Raw genomic sequence first — 20,268 nt, forward strand, 5'->3', positions numbered from 1 at the left:
CGTCTGCGCAACGCCAATTCGGCGTACCACGATGAGGTGACGCTGCCGCATTCGAAGATCAAGGCCAACATCGCCGAGATCCTCAAGCGGGAGGGTTACATCACCGACTATCACACCGAAGATGCGCGCGTCGGCAAGGCACTGACCGTTCAGCTCAAGTACGGGCCGAGCCGGGAACGCAGCATCGCCGGCCTGCGCCGGGTTTCCAAGCCGGGGTTGCGGGTGTACGCCAAGTCCACCGGCCTGCCGCGAGTGCTCGGCGGCCTTGGCGTGGCGATCATCTCGACCTCCTCGGGCCTGCTCACCGACCGTCAGGCAGCCAGACAGGGCGTGGGCGGCGAAGTCCTCGCGTACGTGTGGTGAGGGGGAACTGACATGTCACGTATTGGTAAGCAGCCGATCCCGGTTCCGTCCGGGGTCGAGGTTTCGATCGATGGCCAGCAGGTCTCGGTCAAGGGGCCAAAGGGCGCCTTGGATCTGAGGGTCGCCGAGCCGATTGCCGTGGCGCGCAACGAGGATGGCGCCATCGTGGTCACCCGTCCCGACGACGAGCGGCACAATCGTTCGCTGCACGGGCTGTCGCGGACCCTGGTGTCCAACCTGGTGACCGGGGTGACGCAGGGCTACACGATCAAGATGGAGATCTTCGGTGTCGGCTACCGCGTGGTGGCCAAGGGCAGCAACCTCGAGTTCGCCCTGGGCTACAGCCACCCGGTGCTGATCACGGCGCCCGACGGCGTCACCTTCGCGGTCGAGACGCCCACCAAGTTCTCGATCACGGGTATCGACAAGCAAAAGGTCGGCCAGATCGCGGCCAACATCCGCCGTCTGCGTAAGAGCGACCCTTACAAGGGCAAGGGCATCCGCTACGAAGGCGAGCAGATCCGCCGCAAGGTCGGAAAGACAGGTAAGTAGTCATGGCGCAATCACAAGCTGGTACCGCGCAGAAGTCGCCCGGGCAGAGCGTGTCCGCCATTCGGCGGAGGCAGCGGCTGCGACGTCACGCGCGGCTGCGTAAGAAGATCTCCGGCACCGCGGAGCGTCCGCGCCTGGTGGTGCACCGCTCGTCGCGGCACATCCACGTGCAGTTGGTGGACGACCTGACCGGCACGACCGTGGCCGCCGCCTCGTCGATCGAGGCGGATGTGCGCGGCGTGGACGGTGACAAGAAGGCCCACAGCGTGCGGGTCGGCCAGTTGATCGCGGAGCGGGCCAAGGCCGCCGGCGTCGACGCGGTGGTGTTCGACCGTGGCGGCTACACCTACGGCGGGCGGATCGCGGCACTGGCCGACGCTGCCCGTGAAGGTGGGTTGAAATTCTGATGGCAAGCAACAACTTTGGAAGGACCGCATAATGGCGGAGCAACCGGCCGGAACGGCCGGCCAGACATCCGGTCCCGCGGAAGGTCGTGACTCTCGGTCTGATGGCCGGGACTCGCGCGGCGACAACCGGGGCCGCCGCGATGGCGGTGGCCGTGGCGGTCGCGACCGCGACGGGGACAAGAGCAACTATCTCGAGCGGGTTGTCACGATCAACCGAGTTTCCAAGGTGGTCAAGGGTGGTCGGCGATTCAGCTTCACCGCGCTGGTCATCGTCGGCGACGGCAACGGGATGGTCGGCGTCGGCTACGGCAAAGCCAAGGAAGTTCCGGCTGCGATCGCCAAGGGCGTCGAGGAAGCTCGTAAGGGTTTCTTCCGCGTTCCGATGATCGGTGGGACCATCGTCCACCCGGTGCAGGGTGAAGCCGCCGCAGGCGTTGTGCTGCTGCGTCCGGCCAGCCCCGGTACCGGTGTGATCGCCGGTGGTGCGGTTCGTGCGGTGCTCGAATGTGCCGGCGTGCGCGACATCCTGTCCAAATCGCTGGGCAGTGACAACGCGATCAACGTCGTGCACGCAACGGTCGCCGCGCTCAAGCTGCTGCAGCGGCCCGAAGAGGTGGCCGCACGACGCGGCCTGCCGCTCGAGGATGTCGCTCCGGCCGGCATGCTGCGCGCCCGCCGCGAAGGTGAGGCGCTGGCCGCCAGTGCCAACACCGCTCGTGAAGGAACGGCATAACCATGGCCGCAGGAAAAGCAACAGAATCGACTCAGCTGAAGATCACCCAGGTGCGCAGCACGATCGGCACCCGCTGGAGGCAGCAGGAAAGCCTTCGCACACTTGGGCTTCGACGGATTCGCCAGTCGGTGATCCGCGACGACAACCCGCAGACCCGCGGCCTGATCGCGACCGTCCGCCACCTCGTCGAGGTCGAGCCGGCTGCGGCCGCGTCCGGGGGAGGTAGCAAGAAATGACGATCAAACTGCACGACCTGCGTCCCGCGCCGGGTTCGAAAACCAAGCGCACCCGCGTCGGTCGCGGTGAAGGCTCCAAGGGTAAGACCGCCGGCCGTGGCACGAAGGGCACCAAGGCCCGTAAGAACGTGCCGGCCACCTTCGAGGGTGGGCAGATGCCGATTCACATGCGGCTGCCCAAGCTGAAGGGTTTCCGCAACCGGTTCCGCACCGAATACGAGGTCGTCAACGTCGGCGACCTCAATCGGCTGTTCCCGAAGGGCGGTTCGATCGGGGTGGACGAGCTGGTGGCCAAGGGCGCGGTTCGCAAGAACACGCTCGTCAAGGTTCTCGGCGACGGCAAGCTGGCGGTCAAGGTCGACGTCACCGCTCACAAGTTCAGCGGCAGCGCGCGCGACAAGATCACCGCGGCGGGCGGCTCGGCGACCGAGCTCTAGGGCTTGCTACTTCTGCGGTCGTGCGCCCAGCACGTCGCGGAACAAGGCTTGACGCAGCGCCAATTCGCGCGGGTCGCTGTAAAGGTGAAAGCCCAGCCGGTTCATCACATAGCCGAAGCCGACCCCGGTGTCGGGGTCGGCGAAACCAAACGATCCACCGAAACCCGGTGTGCCGAAGGCCTTGTCGGACGACCCGAACTCGGCCGACGGCATCGGTTTTGACATCCCTAACGAAAACACGGTGTCGACGCGCAGTACTTTGTCCCGTGGCCCGCGGCTTGGCGGGGTCGGCATCGCCTCGAGTTCTTCCAGCACGGGCTGGGTGAGGCCCAGGGCAGCTTCCCGGGCCGCAGCGGCACCGTAGAGCTGGGCCACGGCGCGAGCAGTCCCGATTCCGTTGGCCGACGGAATCTCAATGGCGCGAACGTCTTCGCGGTTGTAGTCGCCGTTCCACGGCACGACGTCGCGCGGAAGGCAGCCGGCACGGGCGAGCAGTCCGGCCGGGTTGAATGACGCTGCCAGCAGTGCCGCCGGCATCACGTTGAGGTGCAGTAAGGATTCCGGGCGCGAGAAGTTGTGCACGTATGCCACCCGGTCGCGGCTCACTGAATCCGGGAGCCCGATATGTAGGTCCAGCCCGAGCGGGCCGGCGACTTCATCGGCGAAGAAGCGGCCGAGTGTACGGCCGGCCGGGTCGGTGCGACGGATCAGCTCGGATTCGTACCAGCCCAGCGTGATTGCGTGGTATCCATGCCGGGTGCCCGGGGGCCACACCGGCTTCTGCGCCGCCAGGATTGCCGAGAGCCGCGCTGGGTCGGCGACATCGCGCACGGTCGGCACTGGTTTCAGTACACACAATCCGGCTTGGTGGCCGAGCAGTTGCCGGACCGTCACATCGGCCTTGCCTGCCTGTGCGAACTCCGGCCAGTGGTCGACGACTTTGTCGTCGTAGCCGAACAATCCGCGCGACACCGCTACCGCAACGGCAAGGCCGGCAACGCCTTTGGTCGTCGAGAACATGTTGACCATGGTGTCGCGCTGCCACGGTTCTTTGGTGAGGCCGTTGCGGTAGCCGCCCCACAGGTCGACCACCTTGACGCCGTCGCGGTAGACCGCGACCGCGGCGCCGACCTCGTGACCGGACGTGAAGTTGGCACGAAATGCGTCGGCGACCTTGCCGTAACCCTCGTCGACTTCTCCGCCGATCAGATCCGGCGACACCCTGACTTTGAGAACCATCGTGTCGTTATATCGCGACCGACCCTTCAGAATCGGCGTCTTGGTCGAACTCGATCGTGCGTGAGGAATCGCGGTGGCTGGCGCGACACTCAACGCAGCTGCGGAATCACCTCTGCGGCCAGCCGTTCCATCTGCTCGCGGTCCTCGGCGACATCGCGGCCGACCGGGTTCAGCAGGATCGTTTCGGCGCCCGCCTCGATGACTTCGCGTAGGCCGGCGGCAACGTCGTCGACCGTGCCGGACACCGGCACGTCGTCGATGCCGGGCATCCCGCCGTAGATCCGGTGCAGCCCGGCGAGCACGCGTTCGCGAGCTTTGGCCGGGTCGTCGTCGACTATCAGGTAGACCCGCTTGCCGATCGTGAACGTCGCGGGATCCTTGTCTTGCTCGACGATTTCGCGGCGCACGATCGGTACCGCCTCGGCGAACTTCGCGGTGGTCGACGACCCGGCGCCGAGGAACGCATCGCCGTGTCGCACCGCGCGGGCCAGCGCCTTGGGTGCCTGACCGCCGAACCAGATCGGCGGATGCGGTCGTTGTACCGGTTTGGGCTGGATCGGCAGATCGTCGACCTGACGGAACCGGCCGTCGAAGGTCACCCGAGGCTCGTCGGACCAGGCCGCCTTCATCAGCTGCAGGCCCTCGGTGAAGCTGCTGATGAAGGTGGCGTCGTCCACCCCGAAGGCGGCGAACCTGCGGCGCCCGCCGCCGGGTGCCACGCCGACATCCAGCCGGCCGTGGCTGAGCCGGTCGACCGCGGTGATCGACGAGGCCAGCTGCAGAGGATCGTGCAACGACGAGACGAGCACGGCCACGCCCAGCCGCAGCCGTTCGGTACCGGCCGCAGCCCAGGCCAGCAACTCCAACGGAGCCAGTAGCGGGGCCTCGCCGATGATCTGCTCGAGCACCCAGCCGCCTTCGAAGCCGAGTTCCTCGGCCCGTTTCAGGAAGTCGCGCAGCCCGTCGGCGTCGAACCCGGTCTCATCGAACTGGTGGATTGAGATGGAGAATCGCACACCACCAACCTACGGTCCCGGCGGCGGCGCGCTCGTCGGTAGGCTTGGCGCATGTTTGCTTTCCTGCCCGACCCGCCGGGTATCGACGACGTGCGTGCCTTTGCCCGCCGGGTGGACACCGCCCGCCACCACGGTGTTCCCAACGGCTGTGTGCTCGAACTCGACCTTCGGGTCGCGCCGCCGGAAGCCAGCGGGCTGGACCCGCTGGCGATTATCACCGGCGGCGGCCGGCCCCTGGTGCTCCGCGAAGCCGTATCCGCGCTGCACCGGGCGGCAAACGATCCCCGGGTGGCCGGCTTGATCGCCCGTGTCCAGCTGCCCGCAGCTGCGGCCGGACCGGTCCAGGAGTTACGCGAAGCCGTCGCCGCCTTCACCGCGGTGAAGCCGACGCTGGCCTGGGCCGAGACGTATCCCGGGACGTTGTCTTACTACTTGGCCTCGGCGTTCGGCGAGGTGTGGATGCAGCCGTCGGGCACCGTCGGGCTGATCGGCTTCGCCACCAATGCCCTGTTCCTGCGAGATGCACTGGACAAGGCCGGAATCGAAGCGCAGTTCGTGGCGCGTGGCGAATACAAGTCGGCGGCAAACCTTTTCACGCAGGACCGCTACACCGAAGCGCATCGTGAAGCTGACACCCGGTTGCTGGAGAGCTTGCGCGCTCAGGTGTGGCAGGCGATCGCGGACTCACGCAACATCGGCACGGACACCCTCGACGGGTTGGCCGATCAGGCGCCGCTACTGCGTGACATCGCGGTGAACTCGGGGCTGATCGACCGCGTCGGCTTCCGCGACGAGGCGTATGCGCGTATCGCGGAACTGGTTGGCGCTGGCGATATTTCACCGGATTCCGGCGATGCCGATGGTGACGACGGTCCGCCGCGGCTGTATCTGAGCCGCTATGCCCGGGCGACCGGCCCGGGCGGGCCGCCCCGTCCTTCGATGCCGGGGCGTGGGCCCAAGTCGACGATCGCGGTCGTCACCGTTGCCGGCCCGATCGTCAGCGGCCGCGGTGGTTCGCGGTTGCCGTTCGGCTCTTCGAACGCCGGCGGCGACACCATCGCGGCGGCCTTACGCGAAGCGGCACATGATGATTCGATATCAGCCATCGTGCTGCGGGTCGACTCGCCGGGCGGCTCGGTCACCGCGTCGGAAACCATCTGGCGGGAGGTCAAGAAGGCCCGCGAGCGCGGCAAGCCGGTAGTGGCGTCGATGGGCGCGGTCGCGGCCTCCGGTGGTTACTACGTCTCGATGGGCGCCGACGCGATCGTGGCCAACCCGGGCACGATCACCGGCTCGATCGGTGTGGTGACGGGCAAGCTGGTCGCCCGCGACCTCAAAGAACGACTGGGCGTCGGGTCAGATGCGGTGCGCACCAACGCCAATGCCGACGCCTGGTCGGTCAACGCACCGTTCACGCCCGATCAGCATGCCCAGGTCGAAGCCGAGGCAGACCTGTTCTACACCGATTTCGTGCAGCGGGTCGCCCACGGTCGCCACCTGAGCGTCGAAGCCGTCGAGACAGTGGCCCGGGGACGGGTCTGGACTGGCGCGGACGCTCTCAATCATGGCCTGGTCGACGAACTCGGCGGCCTGCGAGCCGCGGTGCGCCGGGCCAAGGTGCTGGCCGGCCTGGACGAAGACGCCAAGGTGCGCCTGGTCGGCTATCCCGGCTCGTCGGTGTGGGAGTTTTTGCGGCCACGGCCGTCCTCGCAGCCCGCGGCGGCATCGTTGCCGGATGCGTTGGGCGCGTTGATCACTCAGTCGGTGCTCGGGATCATCGAACAGGCGGAGCGGTCACTGTCCGGTGCCAGCGTGCTCTGGCTGGGGGAGTCGCGCTTCTAGCTTCCGAGCGGCCCGCTGACGTAGATGATCTCACCCAGCGGATCGTCGTTGTCGGGAGCCGGGATCTTGAGCCCGTTGCTGACGAACAGGTCCGCCCGCGCGGTACCGGCAACGTTCCAGCCTTTGCCGCGCAGGTAATCGATCACGTGGCTGCGGTCGCCGGCGTACACCAGCGACGGCATATCGATGTCGAGACCGTGCTCGCGACGCTGGGCGGACTGCTCGCGAACCCGTTCGAAGTCGATGTCCTTCAAGCCGGGCACGTATTCGGTGGCGATCGCGCTGCCCGGGACGCTGAGCGCGGTGATGTTGTCGAACAACCGATCCTGGGCTTCGGACGGCAGATAGATCAGCAGGCCCTCGGCCAACCAGGCTGTCGGTGTGCCGGTGTCCAGGCCGGCGGCTCGCAACGCGGCCGGCCAGTCGGCACGCAAGTCGATCGGCACGGTGCGTCTGTTCGCGGTCGGCTCGGCGCCGAGATCAGCCAATGTGCGCGTTTTGAACTCGATTACCTGAGGCTGATCGATCTCGTACACCGTAGTGCCGTCAGGCCAGGGCAGCCGGTAGGCGCGGGAGTCCAGGCCCGACGCCAGGATCACCACTTGCCGCACGCCGGCCTGCACTGCCGCGAGCAGATACTCGTCAAAGTACTTGGTGCGAATGCCCATCCCATCGACGATTGCCTGTGTCCGGTCCGGCGAGGAGTTCGGGAGCAACGAGAAGTCGAGCTCGCCGTCCATCATCTTCACGAAGAAATCCAGCCCGACGGCGCGGACCAGTGGGTCGGCGAACGGGTCGTTGATCAGGCCGCGGGGACCCTTGGTCGCCATCGCGCGGCCTGCTGCGACCATGGTCGCGGTGGCGCCCACACTGGAGGCCAGATCCCAGCTGTCGTCATCGGTGCGTGCCATGCCTGCCCTATTTCAGCGTCGCGTTGACGTAGCTCATTTCCCCGAAGAGCGACAGCTCGGCCTCGGGGAACTGAAAGCCATTGTGTGCGAATAGTTCCGGTGCAGGATGTGCCTCAACCTGCCAGCCGTGCTCGGTCAGGTAGTCGACCACGACGCTGCGTTCTCCGACATAGAAAAGGTCGGCTGCGTTGAGGTCGAAACCGAAGCTGCGCCACCGCTCGCTGATCTGTTGCAGGCGTTCGTCGGTGAAGGCGTTCGGATCGGGGACGTGCTCGGTGGCGAGCCGGCTGCCCGGTGCGCTGAGCGCGGTGATGTTGTCGAACAGCCGGTCCTGGGCCTCGGCCGGCAGGTAGGGCAGCAATCCTTCGGCACTCCACGCGGTTGGTTGGTTGGCATCGAAACCCTTGGCGCGCAACGCGCTCGGCCAGTCGTCGCGCAGGTCGATGGCGACGGTGCGCAGATCCACCGTCGGCGAGGCGCCAAGGTCGGCCAGTGTGCGGGTCTTGAATTCGATCACCTGGGGCTGGTCGATCTCGTAGACAACTACGCCGTCGCCCCATGGCAGTCGGTAGGAGCGGGTGTCCAGGCCTGACGCCAGGATCACTGCCTGGCGGACGCCTGCGGTGGCGGCGCCGGTGAAGAAGTCGTCGAAAAACCGTGTCCGCACGGCCATTTGTTCAGTCCGTGTCTTGCGATTCAGCAGCGGGTCGTCCTCGAGGCTGATGTCCCCGTCCAGGATGCGAACGAATGGCGCAAGACCGACCGCGCGCACGAGTGGCTCGGCGAACGGGTCGTCGAGCAGGGGTTCGGGTCCTCGCGACGCTATCGCGCGCGTGGTCGCCACCATGGTGGCGGTCGCGCCCACACTGAAGGCCAGATCCCAGCTGTCGTCGTGGGTACGGGGCATAGATTGGCTCCTATTTCTTGTCGGTCAGCGTGCCGCTGACATACAGACGGTCGGCGAATGGCAGGTCGTTCTCGACGATCGGCGGAAGACCGTTGGCCGCGAACAACTCTCGGATCGTGTTACCGCCCATCTGCCACCCGTGATCGGACAGGTAGACCGCGGCTTCGTTGCGGTCGCCGAAGTACACCAGCTCGGTCATGTCGAGATCGAGCCCGTGCTTACGCCAGCGCTGCGACACGGTTCGCATGCGGTCTTTGATTCGCTCCTCGTGGCCGGGCTCGCGGGTAGGCCCGCTCTCGGTCGCGATCCGGCTGCCCGGCGCGCTGAGCACAGTGATGGTGTCCAGCAAGCGATCCTGCGCATCGGGCGGTAGGTAGCCCAGTAAGCCCTCGGCGCTCCATGCGCTGGGCTGTTCGGGGTCGAAACCTGCTGCCTGCAGTGCCGCCGGCCAGTCGTCGCGCAGATCCACCGCGACCGCACGCCGCAACGCGGTGGGCTGGGCACCCAGCTCGGCCAGCGTGCGCGACTTGAATTCGATGACCTGCTGCTGGTCGATCTCGTACACCGTGGTGCCGTCGGGCCAGGGCAGCCGGTACGCGCGGGCGTCCAGCCCCGACGCCAGGATCACCGCCTGCCGAACACCCGCGTTCGTGGCATCGAGAAAGAACTCGTCGAAGAATTTGGTCCGGACGGCCATGTTGTCGGTCATCCGTTGCACGCCCGCCGGAGCGCCGTCGCTGTCGTCCTCGAGATCGGCGGGGTCCAGTTCGCCGGTGGCCAGTCGGGTGAAGAGGTCCAAACCCACCGCCCGAACCAGCGGCTCGGCGAACGGGTCGTTGATCAGTGGCCGATCGGCCTTGCTTGCCATGGCGCGGGCCGCGGCGACCATTGTGGCGGTTGCGCCGACGCTCGATGCGAGGTCCCAGGTGTCGTCGTCGGTGCGTGCCATCGATACCCCTCTGCATGAAACCGAGTTATTACTTAGCCAATATAACGAGCGTACCATGCCGCCGAATGGCCGTTTATGCAGGCATATTGCCGAAACCCGAGTCGCGCGGGGCTATTCGCGCAACGCTTTGGCCATGGTGTTCGACGCTGCGGGGAAGCGGGTGCTGATCACCGGTGCGTCGTCGGGTATCGGCGCCGCGCTGGCCCGGCGACTGGCCGGCCATGGCGCGGTGGTGGGGCTAGTCGCCCGCCGGTCGGAGCGTCTTGCGGACGTGCTGGCCGATTGCCGCCGGACTTCGCCGGAATCGGCGATGTGGGTGATCGACCTGGGCGACGTCGCCTCGGTCGACCGGCTCGGATCGTGCGTCTGGGATGACTTCGGCGGCATCGATGTTCTGGTCAACAACGCCGCGATGCCGAAGCGCCGGGTGGTCGATGCGCTGGATCCGGCCGATGTCGAGGTCGTCATGCGCGTCAACTTCTTCGCTGCGATGCGGCTGACGCTGGCGATTCTGCCGCAGATGCTCCGGCGACAGCGCGGTCTGATCGTCAACGTGTCCAGTGTCGGTGGCCGGCTGGGCATCATCCACGAGACAGCCTACTGTGCAAGCAAATTCGCCTTGTGCGGGTGGAGCGAGTCGATGGCCGTCGACCTGCACGACACCGGTGTATCCGTCAAGCTGATCGAGCCGGGACCCGTCGACACCGAGATCTGGGATCAGCCTGACAGCGAGGAACCGCTGTACCAGGGACCCAAGGTGGCGGCCGAAGAGGTGGCCGACGGGATCATCGCGGCAATGGGCAGCGATCGTTTCGAGCATTATCTGCCGGACATGAAAGCGGTCGTCGACGCCAAGAACGCCGACATCGACGCCTACATCGCCGGCGCGGCCACCATGGCGCCGCGATGAAGGCGCTGGTATTCGGCGTGCATCCCGAGCCGTCGGATGGACCCGACGACGCGCTGACCCACAGCCCGGTTGCGTTGCGCCATGTTCCCGATCCGCTGCTGCTGCACGAGGATTGGGTTATCACCCGGCCGCGGCTGACGGGTATCTGCGGGTCGGACTCCAAGCAGATACTGCTGGACTTCGGCGAGGGCGACGCCGACAACGCGATGTCGGCCTTCTGCTCGTTTCCTCAAGTCATGGGTCATGAGGTGGTGGCCGACGTGGTGCAGTTGGGGCCGAAGGCCCGCGGTCTGGAGGTGGGCCAGCGGGTGGTGCTCAACCCGTGGCTGTCCTGCGGGCCCCGGGGCGTCGACCCGCCCTGCCCGGCCTGCCAAGGCGGGGACTACAGCCTGTGCTGGAGCTTCTGCGACGGCGACATCAAACCGGGGATCCACACCGGTGTTTCGGCCGACGTGACCGGTGGCTACGCCGAGTTGATGCCGGCTCACGACTCGATGTTGTTCCCGGTGCCCGATGCGGTGCCGGATGAGTTGGCGGTGTTCGCCGACCCGTTTTCGGTGTCGCTACACGCCATCACCCGCCATCCGCCGCCGCGCTCGAGCCGGGTCGTGGTCTACGGCGCCGGCTCATTGGGGTTGTGCGCGTTGGCGATCCTGCGGGCGCTCTACCCGGACGTGGCCGTCGCGGTAGTGGCCCGGTTTGAAGCCCAGGCTGAGCTGGCACGCCGATTCGGCGCCTCGATCGTGCTGGCGCACGAGCCCCGGTTGGCACTCATCGAAGAGTTGGTCGCCTGGGGTGGCGGGCGGCTGTGGCAACCGCTGCAAGGGCTGCCAATGGCGTACCCGGGAGCTGTCGACGTCGTCTACGACACCGTGGGAAAGCCGGAGACGTTCGAGGTCGGCGTCCGGGTTCTGGCGGCGCGGGGCACGCTGGTGAAGGCCGGTGTGCACGCACCCGGCCGGTGGGAGTGGAGTCCGTTGTACTTCAAGGAGATCAACTGGGTCGGCAGCAACGCGTTCGGCGTCGAGGAGGTCGACGGGCAGCGCAAGCATGCGATAGCCCATTACCTCGACCTGGTTGCCGACGACCGAATTGATCTGCGGCCCATGCTGACTCACACGTTCCGGCTCGACCAGTGGCGCGATGCGTTTCTGGCCATCGCGAACCAGGGCGACAGCCGTGCCGTCAAGGTGGCCTTCGACCAGCGCTAAACCGGACGGGTGGCGCGATAGTAGGTCAGTCGTCCGACGAAGCGGTGTCGCTGCGTGGTGACCTCGGCGCAGTCGAACCCCGCGGCACGTAGCAGTCGAGGAATCGCGTCGCCGAGATTGCCGGCTGCGTATTGGCTGTGCCTGACGAGTCGGGCGGCGAGACCGTCGTGGGCGGTCATGTCTCCGCCCATATCGACCAGGTGCAGTCTGCCGCCCGGGCGCAGCACTCGGAAGACCTCTGCTGCCGCCGCCGTTTTCGCATCGGCGTCCAGGTGATGCAGCATCATCGACGACAGCACCCGGTCGAATTCGCCGTCGGCATAGGGGAGCCGTTGCGCGTAGCCGTGTTCGAAGCGAATCCCGGTAATTCCGTGCGCCTTTCGCTGTGCACGGCGCAGTGCCAGCGGGTCGGGGTCGGATCCGATCAGCTCCGCCGATGGCCGCGTGCGCTTCGCGCGGATGGTGAGATTACCGGTCCCACAGCCGATTTCCAGAACACGATGGGTCTCGGCGAGTTCGGCCTGCGCGATCAGCTGCTGATAAACACGGTTGAAACCGAACAGGCGGGTCAACAGGTCGTAGCCGGGCAGGAATGCGTCGCGGCCCGCGGCGGGAAGATAGTCATGTGGATGATGTTTGAGCATAGAATCGATAATGCGCCGGGCTACTGCAGGATAATTGGTTGATCGTTGTTGAAAGTAGGATTATCTTTGGCTACTCGGGTGGTTAGCTACCGGGACGGCGTGCCCATCTACCAGTATCGGACGGATCCGGACGCTTCGCCCGTGTCGGTACACCGTCACCTCGGTGAAGTGGGCGAGCGGGGTCGTCACATCCACGATTTCCCGGCGCTCTGGTACGTCCCCGCGGCAGGCTTGGTGTACGTGGTCGCTGCGGGCGAGGTGCTCGACCCGCGGCAGATGGTCAACCTGGATACCGGGGCCGCAGTGTTCTTCGATCCCGCCGCGCTCGGCGAGGACGCGCGATCGCCGTGGCCGGCCTGGCGCGCGCACCCGCTGCTCTTCCCGTTTCTGCATGGCCAGTCCGGTGGGGTGTTGCGGCTGGAAGTTCCTGCCTCTCGGCGAACCATGTGGGACAACGCGATCAGTTCGATGGAGACCGAGCTCGCCGCCCGGCGGGATGGCTATCGACAGGCGGTCCTGGCGCATCTGACGCTGCTGCTGATTGACCTTGCTCGGATGGCCGGAGACGTCGCCGACGATCTGCGGCGCAGCGGTGAGCCGCTGCTGGCCGGCGTATTCGCGGTGATCGACCGGCGGCACGCTGAGCCGTTGTCGCTGCGCGACGTGGCGCGCGAACTCGGCATGACGCCGGGATATCTCACCACCGTCGTGCGTCGCCGCACCGGGCGCACCGTGCAGGAGTGGATCATCGAACGCCGAATGGCCGAAGCGCGCACCGTGCTGGCGGAGACCGATCTTCCGGTCGCCGAGATCGCCAGGCGGGTCGGGGTTTTCGACCCCGGCTATTTCAGCCGGCTGTTCACCCGGACACACGGCATCTCGCCCCGCCAGTGGCGCGGTCGACCGGGTCGGTAGCTCAGACCGTCAGGGCGCCGTGGGATCCGGTGATGGGTAGGTCGATTGGGGTGATGACGCCCGGCTGCGCGGCACAGACGAACGGGATGGCGTTGACCGCGGCAACGGCGGTGCTGTCCATCAACACGGTCATCACATCCTGTCCGGGTTCGCCGAACTTGATCGTCGCGTCGACGCGTGGTTCGCCCTCGATCACCACGCTGAAACCCTTGGGGTCGGCCCATTGCGGGTCGAGCGCGTCGTCGCTCATGGTCCAGCAGATGGCCAGCTCGATCACCGGGCGGCCGCCCCGATAACCCCGATAGGTGCGGCGCTGGCCCCCGGCGGTGCCGGCGGCATAGTCCACCCAGCCCAGGTTGAGGTCCCGGGTCAGCACCGCGGGCTCGATGAATGCTTCCTTGGAATCGAGATCGGTACCCAGCATGGTGGCGATCATGTCCAGCGTCTCGAAGTAGCCGAGGCCGAAACGTTGTGTGTCCGGATCGATCTGGGTAACCGGCTCTCGGGGCGGCTTGCCGAATCCGAGCACCTTCCACACGTCCTGAACGGGATAGGTGGTGCAGTCCAACGTTTCGACGAGCTTGATGCTGTGCACCCGAGGGCACGCGCCGGTGAGAAAGCCGGCGACGACGTTGATGAAGCCCGGCTCGAATCCGGTACCCAGGAAGGTCGCGCGTCCCGCTCGCGCCGCCTCCTCGAGCGCCGGGAGTTCGACAGGGTGATGCGTACCGGTCAGGAAGTCTCCCGTGGTGACGACGTTGATGCCGGCGCGCAGCATCCTGGTCACCAGGTCGTAGTCGATGACGCGGGGCATGTAGTTCACGCAATCCGGTCGAAGGTCGAGCAGCGCATCGGTATCGGCGGTTGCTGCAACGCCAACCGGGGGTCGGTCGGCCAGCGCACCGGCGTCGCACCCGACCTTGTCCGAACCGAATGCGTGGACGCCCACTACGTCCAGGTCGTCGCGGTCAAGCAGTATGCCGAGCGCACGCTTGCCGATATTGCCGGTTGACCACTGGACTACCTCATATCGCGCCATGATTACCGTGGCTGGAACGTGTAGGTCTCGCCGTGCGCGAGGTAGACGAACTTTGTACTTGCGGAAGACGTCTGGGCGGCCTTCTTGAAGTCGTCGAGCCCCGACAGGAATACCGAGAAGTCGTTGTAGTGGATCGGGATGGCGGTGTGAGGTTTGGTGATCTCGACCGCCCTGACGCCTTGTTCGCCCGTCATCGTGACAACGGTGACAAGGAACGTCGTTCCGCCGGTGTGAATCAGACCCAAGTCGATGTCGGGGTAGCGCCGCGGAATGTCTTCGAGGCTATCGACGAGCATCGTGTCCCCGGTGATGTAGAGCCGGTAGAGCTGATCGCCGTTGCGACTGAAGTCGAGCAGGTGCCCATTGACGGGCATCAGCAGCTCGTTGACGGCTTCTTCGGTGGCGTGTTTGGCCGGCATCGCGGTGATCGTCAGCGTCGCTTCGCCTTTGTGCACCTGCAGCGATTCCCAGGTATCGAGGGGACAGCCGTGCGTGAAGCCGAGAGCACTGAGCTTGTCCACCGCGTCTGCCGTCGAGACGATGGGCAGGTTCTTGTCGAGCTCCTGCGCGGCGACGTCATCGAAGTGATCGCCGTGGTAGTGCGACAAGACGATCAGATCTATCGAGGGCAGGTCGGCGATCTGACAGGCCGGCTCGACTTCGCGCCGGGCCCATATGCCATGGCCCAGATAGACGTGTTCACCTTTGTGCAGGAAGGCGGGATCGGTCAGGATCGTCATGCCGCCAAAACGGATCAGCGTGGTCGCGTTGCCGATGAAGTAGACATCGCCTTCATCGAATTCTGCTGTCCCACTGCTGGTTAGCTCCAAGACCGTCATCGTGTCTTCTCCTTTGCACATGGAGCTGCACCGACTGACTACATCGGGTTAGCCCGCAGATAACCGTAGACTCCGGCGAAGTTGCGATTCACGTCGTCGGGGATCGGGACTGGACCGCCGAGAGCCCGTGCCCCCCAAACAATTTGGGCGGTCCGTTCAACAAGGGCCGTGATGTGCATGACCTTGTCGGGACGCGGCCCGACGGCCACCAGGCCATGGTTGGCGATCAGCGCGGCGCCACGGCCCTCGAGTGCCTTGACCGCGTTGGCCCCCACGTCGGGCGTGCCGGACGCGGCGTAGTCGGCGCACCGGATGTCCCCGCCGCAGTAGACGGCGAACTCGTCGACGCAGGCCGGAATCGGCTGATGAGCGATCGCGAACATGGTCGCCCACACCGGATGGCTGTGGATGACGCTGCCGATGTCGTCGAACGCCTGGTAGCAGGCCAGGTGCAGCTGCATCTCCGACGACGGATGCCGGCCGTCGCCGGCCTGCTGCACAGCGCCGTTTGGGTCGACCACCACCAGATCCTCGAGCGTCATGTCGGCGTAGTCCACCGACGAGGGTGTGATGACCAGGTTGCCATCTTGCCGGCGGGCCGAGATGTTGCCCGCGGTGCCCTCGACCAGCCCGCGGCGCAGCATGTCCTTGGCAGCCGCCAGCACCGCGGCTTCGGTGTCCTCGACGAATCTCATGAGGTCAGCACCTCCGGGTTGACGATATGGGCCGGCGTTCTGCCGGACAGCAGCGCTTCGAGGTCGTCGGCAACCATCTGAGCCTGGCGCGCCTCAGTGTTCCATGTTGCCCCGCCGATGTGCGGCGTGAGCACCACATTGGGCATCGCGACCAGGGGGTGGTCGGTGGGCAGCCATTCTCCGACGAAGTGGTCCAGTCCCGCGGCGGCCACCTTTCCGCTGCGCAGCGCATCGACCAGCGCGTCGGTGTCGTGCAACTGAGCCCGGGCGCTGTTGAGGAAGACGACGCCGTCGCGCATGGCCGCGAACTGTTCGGCGCCGATCAGCCCGGTGGTGTCGGCGGTCACCGGCGCGTGCAGCGAGACGATGTCGGCCTCGGCCAGTAGCTCGTCCAGGCTGTGCTCCGCCTCGTCGTTGAACGGGTCGTAGGCGATCACCTTCATGCCCAGCCCGGCCATCCGCCACTTCGTCGCCTGACCGACGGCGCCCAGACCGATCAGGCCGGCGGTCCGGCCGGCCACCTCCCAGGCGCGGAAGCGTTGATACGGAATGGTGCCGTCGCGAAACACCTCTCCGGCCCGCACGTCCGCGTCGGCGCCCAGCACCTGACGGGTGGCGGCGAAGAGCAGGGCCAGCGTCATCTCGGCGACCGCGTCTGCGTTGCGCCCCGGCGTATTCAGCACCGGGATACCGGCTGCGGTGGCACCTGCGACGTCGACGTTGTTGGGGTCTCCGCGGGTGGATGCGATGGCGCGCAGTCCCAAGTCGAGAACCGGGCCGGTGACCGAATCACTCTCCACCACAACGACATCGGCGGCCTCGGCAGAGATGCGTTCGGCCAGCTGCTCGCCGGAGTAGATGCGCAGCGGAGTCTGGTCGATCCACGGGTCGTAGACGACATCGACCAACTGCCGCAGCTTTTCGAATCCTTCGCCACGCATCGGGGCCGTCACTAGAGCACGGGTCACGAGTGCCAATGCTGGCGTACGGTGACGCCCGTGTCACGCAAAGAGGTCACAATCGGCATCGACATCGGCACCACCGCCGTCAAAGCGGTCGCCGCCGATGAGGATGGCCGGGTGGTCGCGCGGGCCAGGATTCCGCACGAGTTGCGGGTGCCTGCGCCGGATCGGCTGGAGCACAACGCCGACGAGGCGTGGCGGCAGGGCCCGCTGACGGCGCTGGACCAACTGGGCCGGCCGGACGCGCGGGCGGTCGCCGTTGCCGCGATGGTTCCGTCGCTGACCGCTGTGGACGCCGGCGGCCATCCGATCACGCCGGGGCTGCTGTACGGCGACAGCCGCGGGCGGGTCCCCGGCGCCGCAACCGACGGCCCGTTCCCGGTGGGAGAGGCGGCCGAATTCCTGCGCTGGACGGCCGCGCAAGCGCCAGACGCGGCAGGGTACTGGCCGGCTCCGGCGGTGGCCAACTACGCGCTGGCGGGCGAGGCGGTCGTCGATTTTCCCACCGCCTACACGGCGTCACCGCTGTTCGACGGCTCCGATTGGAGCGCGCAGGAGTGTGCGCAGCGCGGCGCGACGGCCGACCGGATGCCGCGGGTGGAAGCCCCGGGCGCTGCGGTCGGCCGGGCCGGCGGCGCGGTGCTGGCGGTCGGGGCGATCGATGCGCTGTGCGAGCAGATGGTGGCCGGCGCCGACGACGACGGCGACGTGCTGGTGCTGTGCGGCACCACGCTGATCGTCTGGGTGACCGTCGCGCAGGCGCGGCAGGTGCCGGGCCTGTGGACCATCCCGACGATGACCGGCAAGAGCCAGATCGGTGGGGCGAGCAACGCCGGCGGGCTGTTTCTCGGATGGGTCGATCGCGTCCTGGGACCGGGCGACCCCGCGGCGGCGGACCCGCGACGGGTGCCGGTGTGGTCGCCTTATCTGCGCGGCGAGCGCACGCCCTTCCATGACCCCGACCGCCGTGGCGTGCTCGACGGCCTGGACCTCAGCCACGATGCGGCAGCGCTGCGACGGGCCGCGTACGAGGCGTCCGGCTTCGTCGTCCGGCAGATCATCGAGCTGAGCGGATCGAACGTGTCGCGGATCGTGGCTGCCGGTGGTGGTACGCGAGTGCAGCCCTGGATGCAGGCGATCGCCGATGCCACCGGCCGGCCCGTGCAGGTGTCGGGGGTGGCCGAGGGCGCGGCGCTGGGGGCGGCTTTCCTCGCCCGGATGGCTGTGGGTGCGGAGTCGACAATCACCGACGCCGCCCGCTGGGCCGCCGTCGAGCGGGTGGTTGAGCCCCAGCCGGCCTGGGTAGAGCCAGCAGCAGAGCGCTACCGCCGCTTCCTCGAGCTGGCGCTACGGTAGCTCGGCCGAGACGTATCTGATGTCCCCGAACGCGACCATCGAGGGTGCTTCCGGGAATTCAAAACCGTTGGCGGCGTATAACTCCGGGGTGGTGTGCACGGTCGTCTGCCAACCGCGGTCGGCCAGGTATTCCACCGCGTCGTTGCGTTCGCCGTCGTACACCAGATCGGCCCAGTTGACGTTCAGCCCGAGTCGGCGCCACCGCTCGCTGATCTCTTTGCCCCGCTTGGCGATTCGATCGCGAATGTCCGGGACGTAGCCGGTGCCTATTCTGCTGCCACTGAAGCTGAGCGTGGTGATGGTGTCGAACAATCTGTCCTGCGCATCCGGCGGTAGATAACCCAACAGGCCTTCGGCGATCCACGCCGTCGGTCGCTGGTCGTTGAACCCGATGTCGCGCAACGCCCCTACCCAGTCGTCGCGCAGATCGACGGCCACCGCCTTGCGGTCGGCGCTGGGAGCCGCGCCCAGGTCGGCCAGTGTCCGAGTCTTGAATTCGATGACTTGCGGCTGGTCGACCTCATAGACGACCGTTCCCGCCGGCCACGACAACCGGTATGCGCGGGTGTCGAGCCCGGCCGCCAGGATGACAGCCTGGCGCACACCGACTTTGGCGGCGTCGGTGAAGAAGTTGTCGAAGAAGCGGGTTCGGACCGCCATTCCCTCGGCCAGCCGCTGGGAGGTGAAGGCCGGATCGTCGTCGGCGAGGTCGATCTCGCCGTTCATCATCTTGATGAAGGCCTCCACGCCGACGGCGGTGACCAGCGGCTCGGCGAAGGGATCGTCGATCAGGGGATTGGGGCCTTTGGACGCCATCGCGCGTCGAGCGGCCACCGCGGTCGCGGTGGCACCGACGCTGGACGCCAGATCCCAGCTGTCGCCGTCGTGTCGTCCGGTGTCGCTTGCGGTCATGTCCTGTCCTCCTATCGGCGGGTTGCGATCACGGAGACGATGTTTCGGAACGCGGCCAGTGCGTCGTCGCCGGGCAAGACCCGACCGTATTCGGCGAAGAGCTCGCGGCGACTGCGGGCGGCCACGTCCCAGCCGCGGTCGGTGAGATAGTCCGCGACGTTGTTGCGCTCGCCCTCGTAGAACAGCCCCGACAAGTCGACGTCACAGCCGATATTGGCCCATCGGTCGCTCATCGCCTGGCCGCGCTCGGCCATCGTCGGGCCGGTGTCCGGGTGGTATTCGGTGGCGATCTGGCTGCCGGGAGCGCTGAGCGCGGTGATGTGGTCGAAGAGTCGGTCCTGCGCTTCCGGCGGCAGATACATCAGCAGCCCCTCGGCGCTCCAGGCTGACGGCTTGCTGTCGTCAAAACCGCTGTCACGCAACGCTGTCGGCCAATCCTCGCGCAGGTCGATGCTGACCGTGCGGCGCTGCGCCAGCGGTTCGGCGCCCAGTCGCGCCATGGTCTCGGTCTTGAACACCACAACTTGGGGCTGATCGACTTCGTAGACGACACTGTCAGCCGGCCAGTTCAGCCGGTAGGCCCTGGAATCCAGTCCGGCAGCCAGGATTACCGCCTGGCTGATGCCCGCCGCGGCCGCGTTGGCGAAGAACTCGTCGAAGAACCGGGTGCGCACCGCAATCGAGTCGGTTTCCGTCTGCAGTTCGGTGCTACCGTTGCCGCCGGCATCTTCGTCAAGGGCCGGGTCGATCTCCCCGTCGACCACTCGGGTGAAGAACTCGATGCCCACCGCCCGGACCAGGGGAGCGGCGAACGGATCGTTGATGATCGGGTCGGTGTCCTCGGTGGCCAGCGCCCGGGCCGCCGCGACCATCGTCGCGGTGGCGCCGACGCTCGATGCCAGATCCCAACTGTCGAAGTCGCTGCGCGCCATATTCACCCTTCCTTTACTACCCAGCTGTAGTCCTTTGATATTTAGCCAAGGTAAAGAGCCAATGAAACCTTACGCCTGGTAGCTATGCGCCGACTATGTTGCGCGACGGACCGGCGGCGGTCAGTGCGCTGTTAGTCTCGTAGACTGTCTGACGCGCGCCCGGGCACGTCCTGCCTGCATGTGCTCGGCGCGCGACCCAGGACCATGCAGGACAGTTCAGTGCTGGATACACCAGCCAGTAGGCATGCCGCGACCAGTGAC

The 20,268-nt window shown here is 66.7% G+C and carries 23 protein-coding genes; 11 read left to right on the forward strand and 12 right to left on the reverse strand.

Features of this window, described 5'->3' with window-relative positions; translation table 11 throughout:
• The 6 genes from rpsH to rplO all read left to right on the forward strand — a co-directional run.
• Nucleotides 1-363 (forward strand): 30S ribosomal protein S8 (gene rpsH / locus WAO18_RS04680; RefSeq protein WP_422204276.1); only part of this gene is annotated, 363 nt, incomplete at its 5' end.
• A gap of 12 nt (nucleotides 364-375) precedes the next feature.
• On the forward strand, nucleotides 376-915 hold the full coding sequence (gene rplF / locus WAO18_RS04685; protein ID WP_422204277.1) for a 50S ribosomal protein L6: 540 nt from the start codon (nucleotides 376-378) through the stop codon (nucleotides 913-915).
• Nucleotides 916-917: 2 nt separating this feature from the next.
• Nucleotides 918-1,322, forward strand: coding sequence for a 50S ribosomal protein L18 (rplR, locus tag WAO18_RS04690; protein ID WP_422204278.1), 405 nt, complete (start codon nucleotides 918-920; stop codon nucleotides 1,320-1,322).
• A 31-nt stretch (nucleotides 1,323-1,353) separates the two neighbouring features.
• Entirely contained in the window at nucleotides 1,354-2,055 is a 702-nt protein-coding gene (rpsE, locus tag WAO18_RS04695) for a 30S ribosomal protein S5 (protein WP_422204279.1), read from the forward strand.
• Between the two features lie 2 nt (nucleotides 2,056-2,057).
• A complete protein-coding gene (gene rpmD, locus WAO18_RS04700) occupies nucleotides 2,058-2,291 on the forward strand; it encodes a 50S ribosomal protein L30 (RefSeq protein ID WP_422204280.1) in 234 nt (77 codons plus the stop codon).
• On the forward strand, nucleotides 2,288-2,728 hold the full coding sequence (gene rplO, locus WAO18_RS04705; protein ID WP_422204282.1) for a 50S ribosomal protein L15: 441 nt from the start codon (nucleotides 2,288-2,290) through the stop codon (nucleotides 2,726-2,728). The genes rpmD and rplO overlap by 4 nt, the downstream gene beginning before the upstream one ends.
• 6 nt (nucleotides 2,729-2,734) lie before the next feature.
• Here the strand turns inward: rplO and WAO18_RS04710 are convergent, their stop codons facing one another.
• On the reverse strand, nucleotides 2,735-3,967 hold the full coding sequence (locus WAO18_RS04710) for a serine hydrolase domain-containing protein (protein WP_422204284.1): 1,233 nt from the start codon (nucleotides 3,965-3,967) through the stop codon (nucleotides 2,735-2,737).
• Between the two features lie 89 nt (nucleotides 3,968-4,056).
• Nucleotides 4,057-4,983: an LLM class flavin-dependent oxidoreductase gene (locus WAO18_RS04715; protein ID WP_422204286.1), complete on the reverse strand. Its 927-nt coding sequence runs from the start codon at nucleotides 4,981-4,983 to the stop codon at nucleotides 4,057-4,059.
• A 51-nt stretch (nucleotides 4,984-5,034) separates the two neighbouring features.
• Between WAO18_RS04715 and sppA the strand changes: the two genes are divergently transcribed.
• Complete coding sequence (gene sppA, locus WAO18_RS04720) at nucleotides 5,035-6,825, forward strand: signal peptide peptidase SppA (RefSeq protein ID WP_422204287.1); 1,791 nt, start codon at nucleotides 5,035-5,037, stop codon at nucleotides 6,823-6,825.
• On the opposite strand, the gene WAO18_RS04725 is transcribed toward sppA, so the two are convergent.
• From WAO18_RS04725 to WAO18_RS04735, 3 genes are read right to left on the reverse strand one after another with little or no spacing between them, the layout of a single operon-like run.
• Entirely contained in the window at nucleotides 6,822-7,736 is a 915-nt protein-coding gene (locus WAO18_RS04725) for a class I SAM-dependent methyltransferase (protein WP_422204288.1), read from the reverse strand. The genes sppA and WAO18_RS04725 overlap by 4 nt on opposite strands.
• 7 nt (nucleotides 7,737-7,743) lie before the next feature.
• Nucleotides 7,744-8,643 (reverse strand): class I SAM-dependent methyltransferase, encoded by a 900-nt coding sequence (locus WAO18_RS04730; RefSeq protein WP_422204289.1) that lies wholly within the window; start codon nucleotides 8,641-8,643, stop codon nucleotides 7,744-7,746.
• A 10-nt stretch (nucleotides 8,644-8,653) separates the two neighbouring features.
• Nucleotides 8,654-9,592, reverse strand: coding sequence for a class I SAM-dependent methyltransferase (locus WAO18_RS04735; RefSeq protein ID WP_422204290.1), 939 nt, complete (start codon nucleotides 9,590-9,592; stop codon nucleotides 8,654-8,656).
• 133 nt (nucleotides 9,593-9,725) lie between these two features.
• On the opposite strand from WAO18_RS04735, the gene WAO18_RS04740 reads away from it, so the two are divergent.
• Together WAO18_RS04740 and WAO18_RS04745 are read left to right on the forward strand one after the other, a co-directional pair.
• The gene (locus WAO18_RS04740; protein ID WP_422204292.1) at nucleotides 9,726-10,502 is read left to right on the forward strand and encodes an SDR family NAD(P)-dependent oxidoreductase; all 777 of its coding nucleotides are present in this window, start codon (nucleotides 9,726-9,728) and stop codon (nucleotides 10,500-10,502) included.
• A complete protein-coding gene (locus tag WAO18_RS04745) occupies nucleotides 10,499-11,713 on the forward strand; it encodes a zinc-dependent alcohol dehydrogenase (protein WP_422204293.1) in 1,215 nt (404 codons plus the stop codon). Before WAO18_RS04740 ends, WAO18_RS04745 begins: the two co-directional genes overlap by 4 nt.
• Here the strand turns inward: WAO18_RS04745 and WAO18_RS04750 are convergent.
• Entirely contained in the window at nucleotides 11,710-12,357 is a 648-nt protein-coding gene (locus WAO18_RS04750) for a class I SAM-dependent methyltransferase (RefSeq protein ID WP_422204295.1), read from the reverse strand. The genes WAO18_RS04745 and WAO18_RS04750 overlap by 4 nt on opposite strands.
• A gap of 66 nt (nucleotides 12,358-12,423) precedes the next feature.
• On the opposite strand from WAO18_RS04750, the gene WAO18_RS04755 reads away from it, so the two are divergent.
• The gene (locus WAO18_RS04755; RefSeq protein ID WP_422204297.1) at nucleotides 12,424-13,272 is read left to right on the forward strand and encodes a helix-turn-helix transcriptional regulator; all 849 of its coding nucleotides are present in this window, start codon (nucleotides 12,424-12,426) and stop codon (nucleotides 13,270-13,272) included.
• A gap of 1 nt (nucleotide 13,273) precedes the next feature.
• Here the strand turns inward: WAO18_RS04755 and WAO18_RS04760 are convergent, their stop codons facing one another.
• The 4 genes from WAO18_RS04760 to WAO18_RS04775 are packed head-to-tail and all read right to left on the reverse strand — an operon-like array spanning nucleotide 13,274 to nucleotide 16,786.
• Nucleotides 13,274-14,311 carry a dihydrodipicolinate reductase gene (locus tag WAO18_RS04760; protein ID WP_422204299.1) on the reverse strand — a complete coding sequence of 346 codons (1,038 nt, stop codon included), beginning with the start codon at nucleotides 14,309-14,311 and terminating at the stop codon, nucleotides 13,274-13,276.
• Nucleotides 14,312-14,313: 2 nt separating this feature from the next.
• Nucleotides 14,314-15,150, reverse strand: coding sequence for an MBL fold metallo-hydrolase (locus WAO18_RS04765; RefSeq protein ID WP_422204300.1), 837 nt, complete (start codon nucleotides 15,148-15,150; stop codon nucleotides 14,314-14,316).
• 38 nt (nucleotides 15,151-15,188) lie between these two features.
• A complete protein-coding gene (locus tag WAO18_RS04770; protein WP_422204302.1) occupies nucleotides 15,189-15,845 on the reverse strand; it encodes an L-fuculose-phosphate aldolase in 657 nt (218 codons plus the stop codon).
• Entirely contained in the window at nucleotides 15,842-16,786 is a 945-nt protein-coding gene (locus WAO18_RS04775; RefSeq protein ID WP_422204374.1) for an NAD(P)-dependent oxidoreductase, read from the reverse strand. Before WAO18_RS04775 ends, WAO18_RS04770 begins: the two co-directional genes overlap by 4 nt.
• 57 nt (nucleotides 16,787-16,843) lie before the next feature.
• On the opposite strand from WAO18_RS04775, the gene WAO18_RS04780 reads away from it, so the two are divergent.
• Nucleotides 16,844-18,163, forward strand: a complete 1,320-nt coding sequence (locus tag WAO18_RS04780; RefSeq protein ID WP_422204303.1) for a xylulokinase — start codon at nucleotides 16,844-16,846, stop codon at nucleotides 18,161-18,163.
• On the opposite strand, the gene WAO18_RS04785 is transcribed toward WAO18_RS04780, so the two are convergent.
• Together WAO18_RS04785 and WAO18_RS04790 are read right to left on the reverse strand one after the other, a co-directional pair.
• A complete protein-coding gene (locus WAO18_RS04785) occupies nucleotides 18,155-19,075 on the reverse strand; it encodes a class I SAM-dependent methyltransferase (protein WP_422204305.1) in 921 nt (306 codons plus the stop codon). The genes WAO18_RS04780 and WAO18_RS04785 overlap by 9 nt on opposite strands.
• Before the next feature lie 11 nt (nucleotides 19,076-19,086).
• A complete protein-coding gene (locus WAO18_RS04790; protein ID WP_422204306.1) occupies nucleotides 19,087-20,007 on the reverse strand; it encodes a class I SAM-dependent methyltransferase in 921 nt (306 codons plus the stop codon).
• Nucleotides 20,008-20,268: the final 261 nt, after the last annotated feature.

The sequence above is a fragment of the Mycobacterium sp. genome, from assembly GCF_049278535.1.
In the GTDB taxonomy this organism is placed as follows: domain Bacteria; phylum Actinomycetota; class Actinomycetes; order Mycobacteriales; family Mycobacteriaceae; genus Mycobacterium.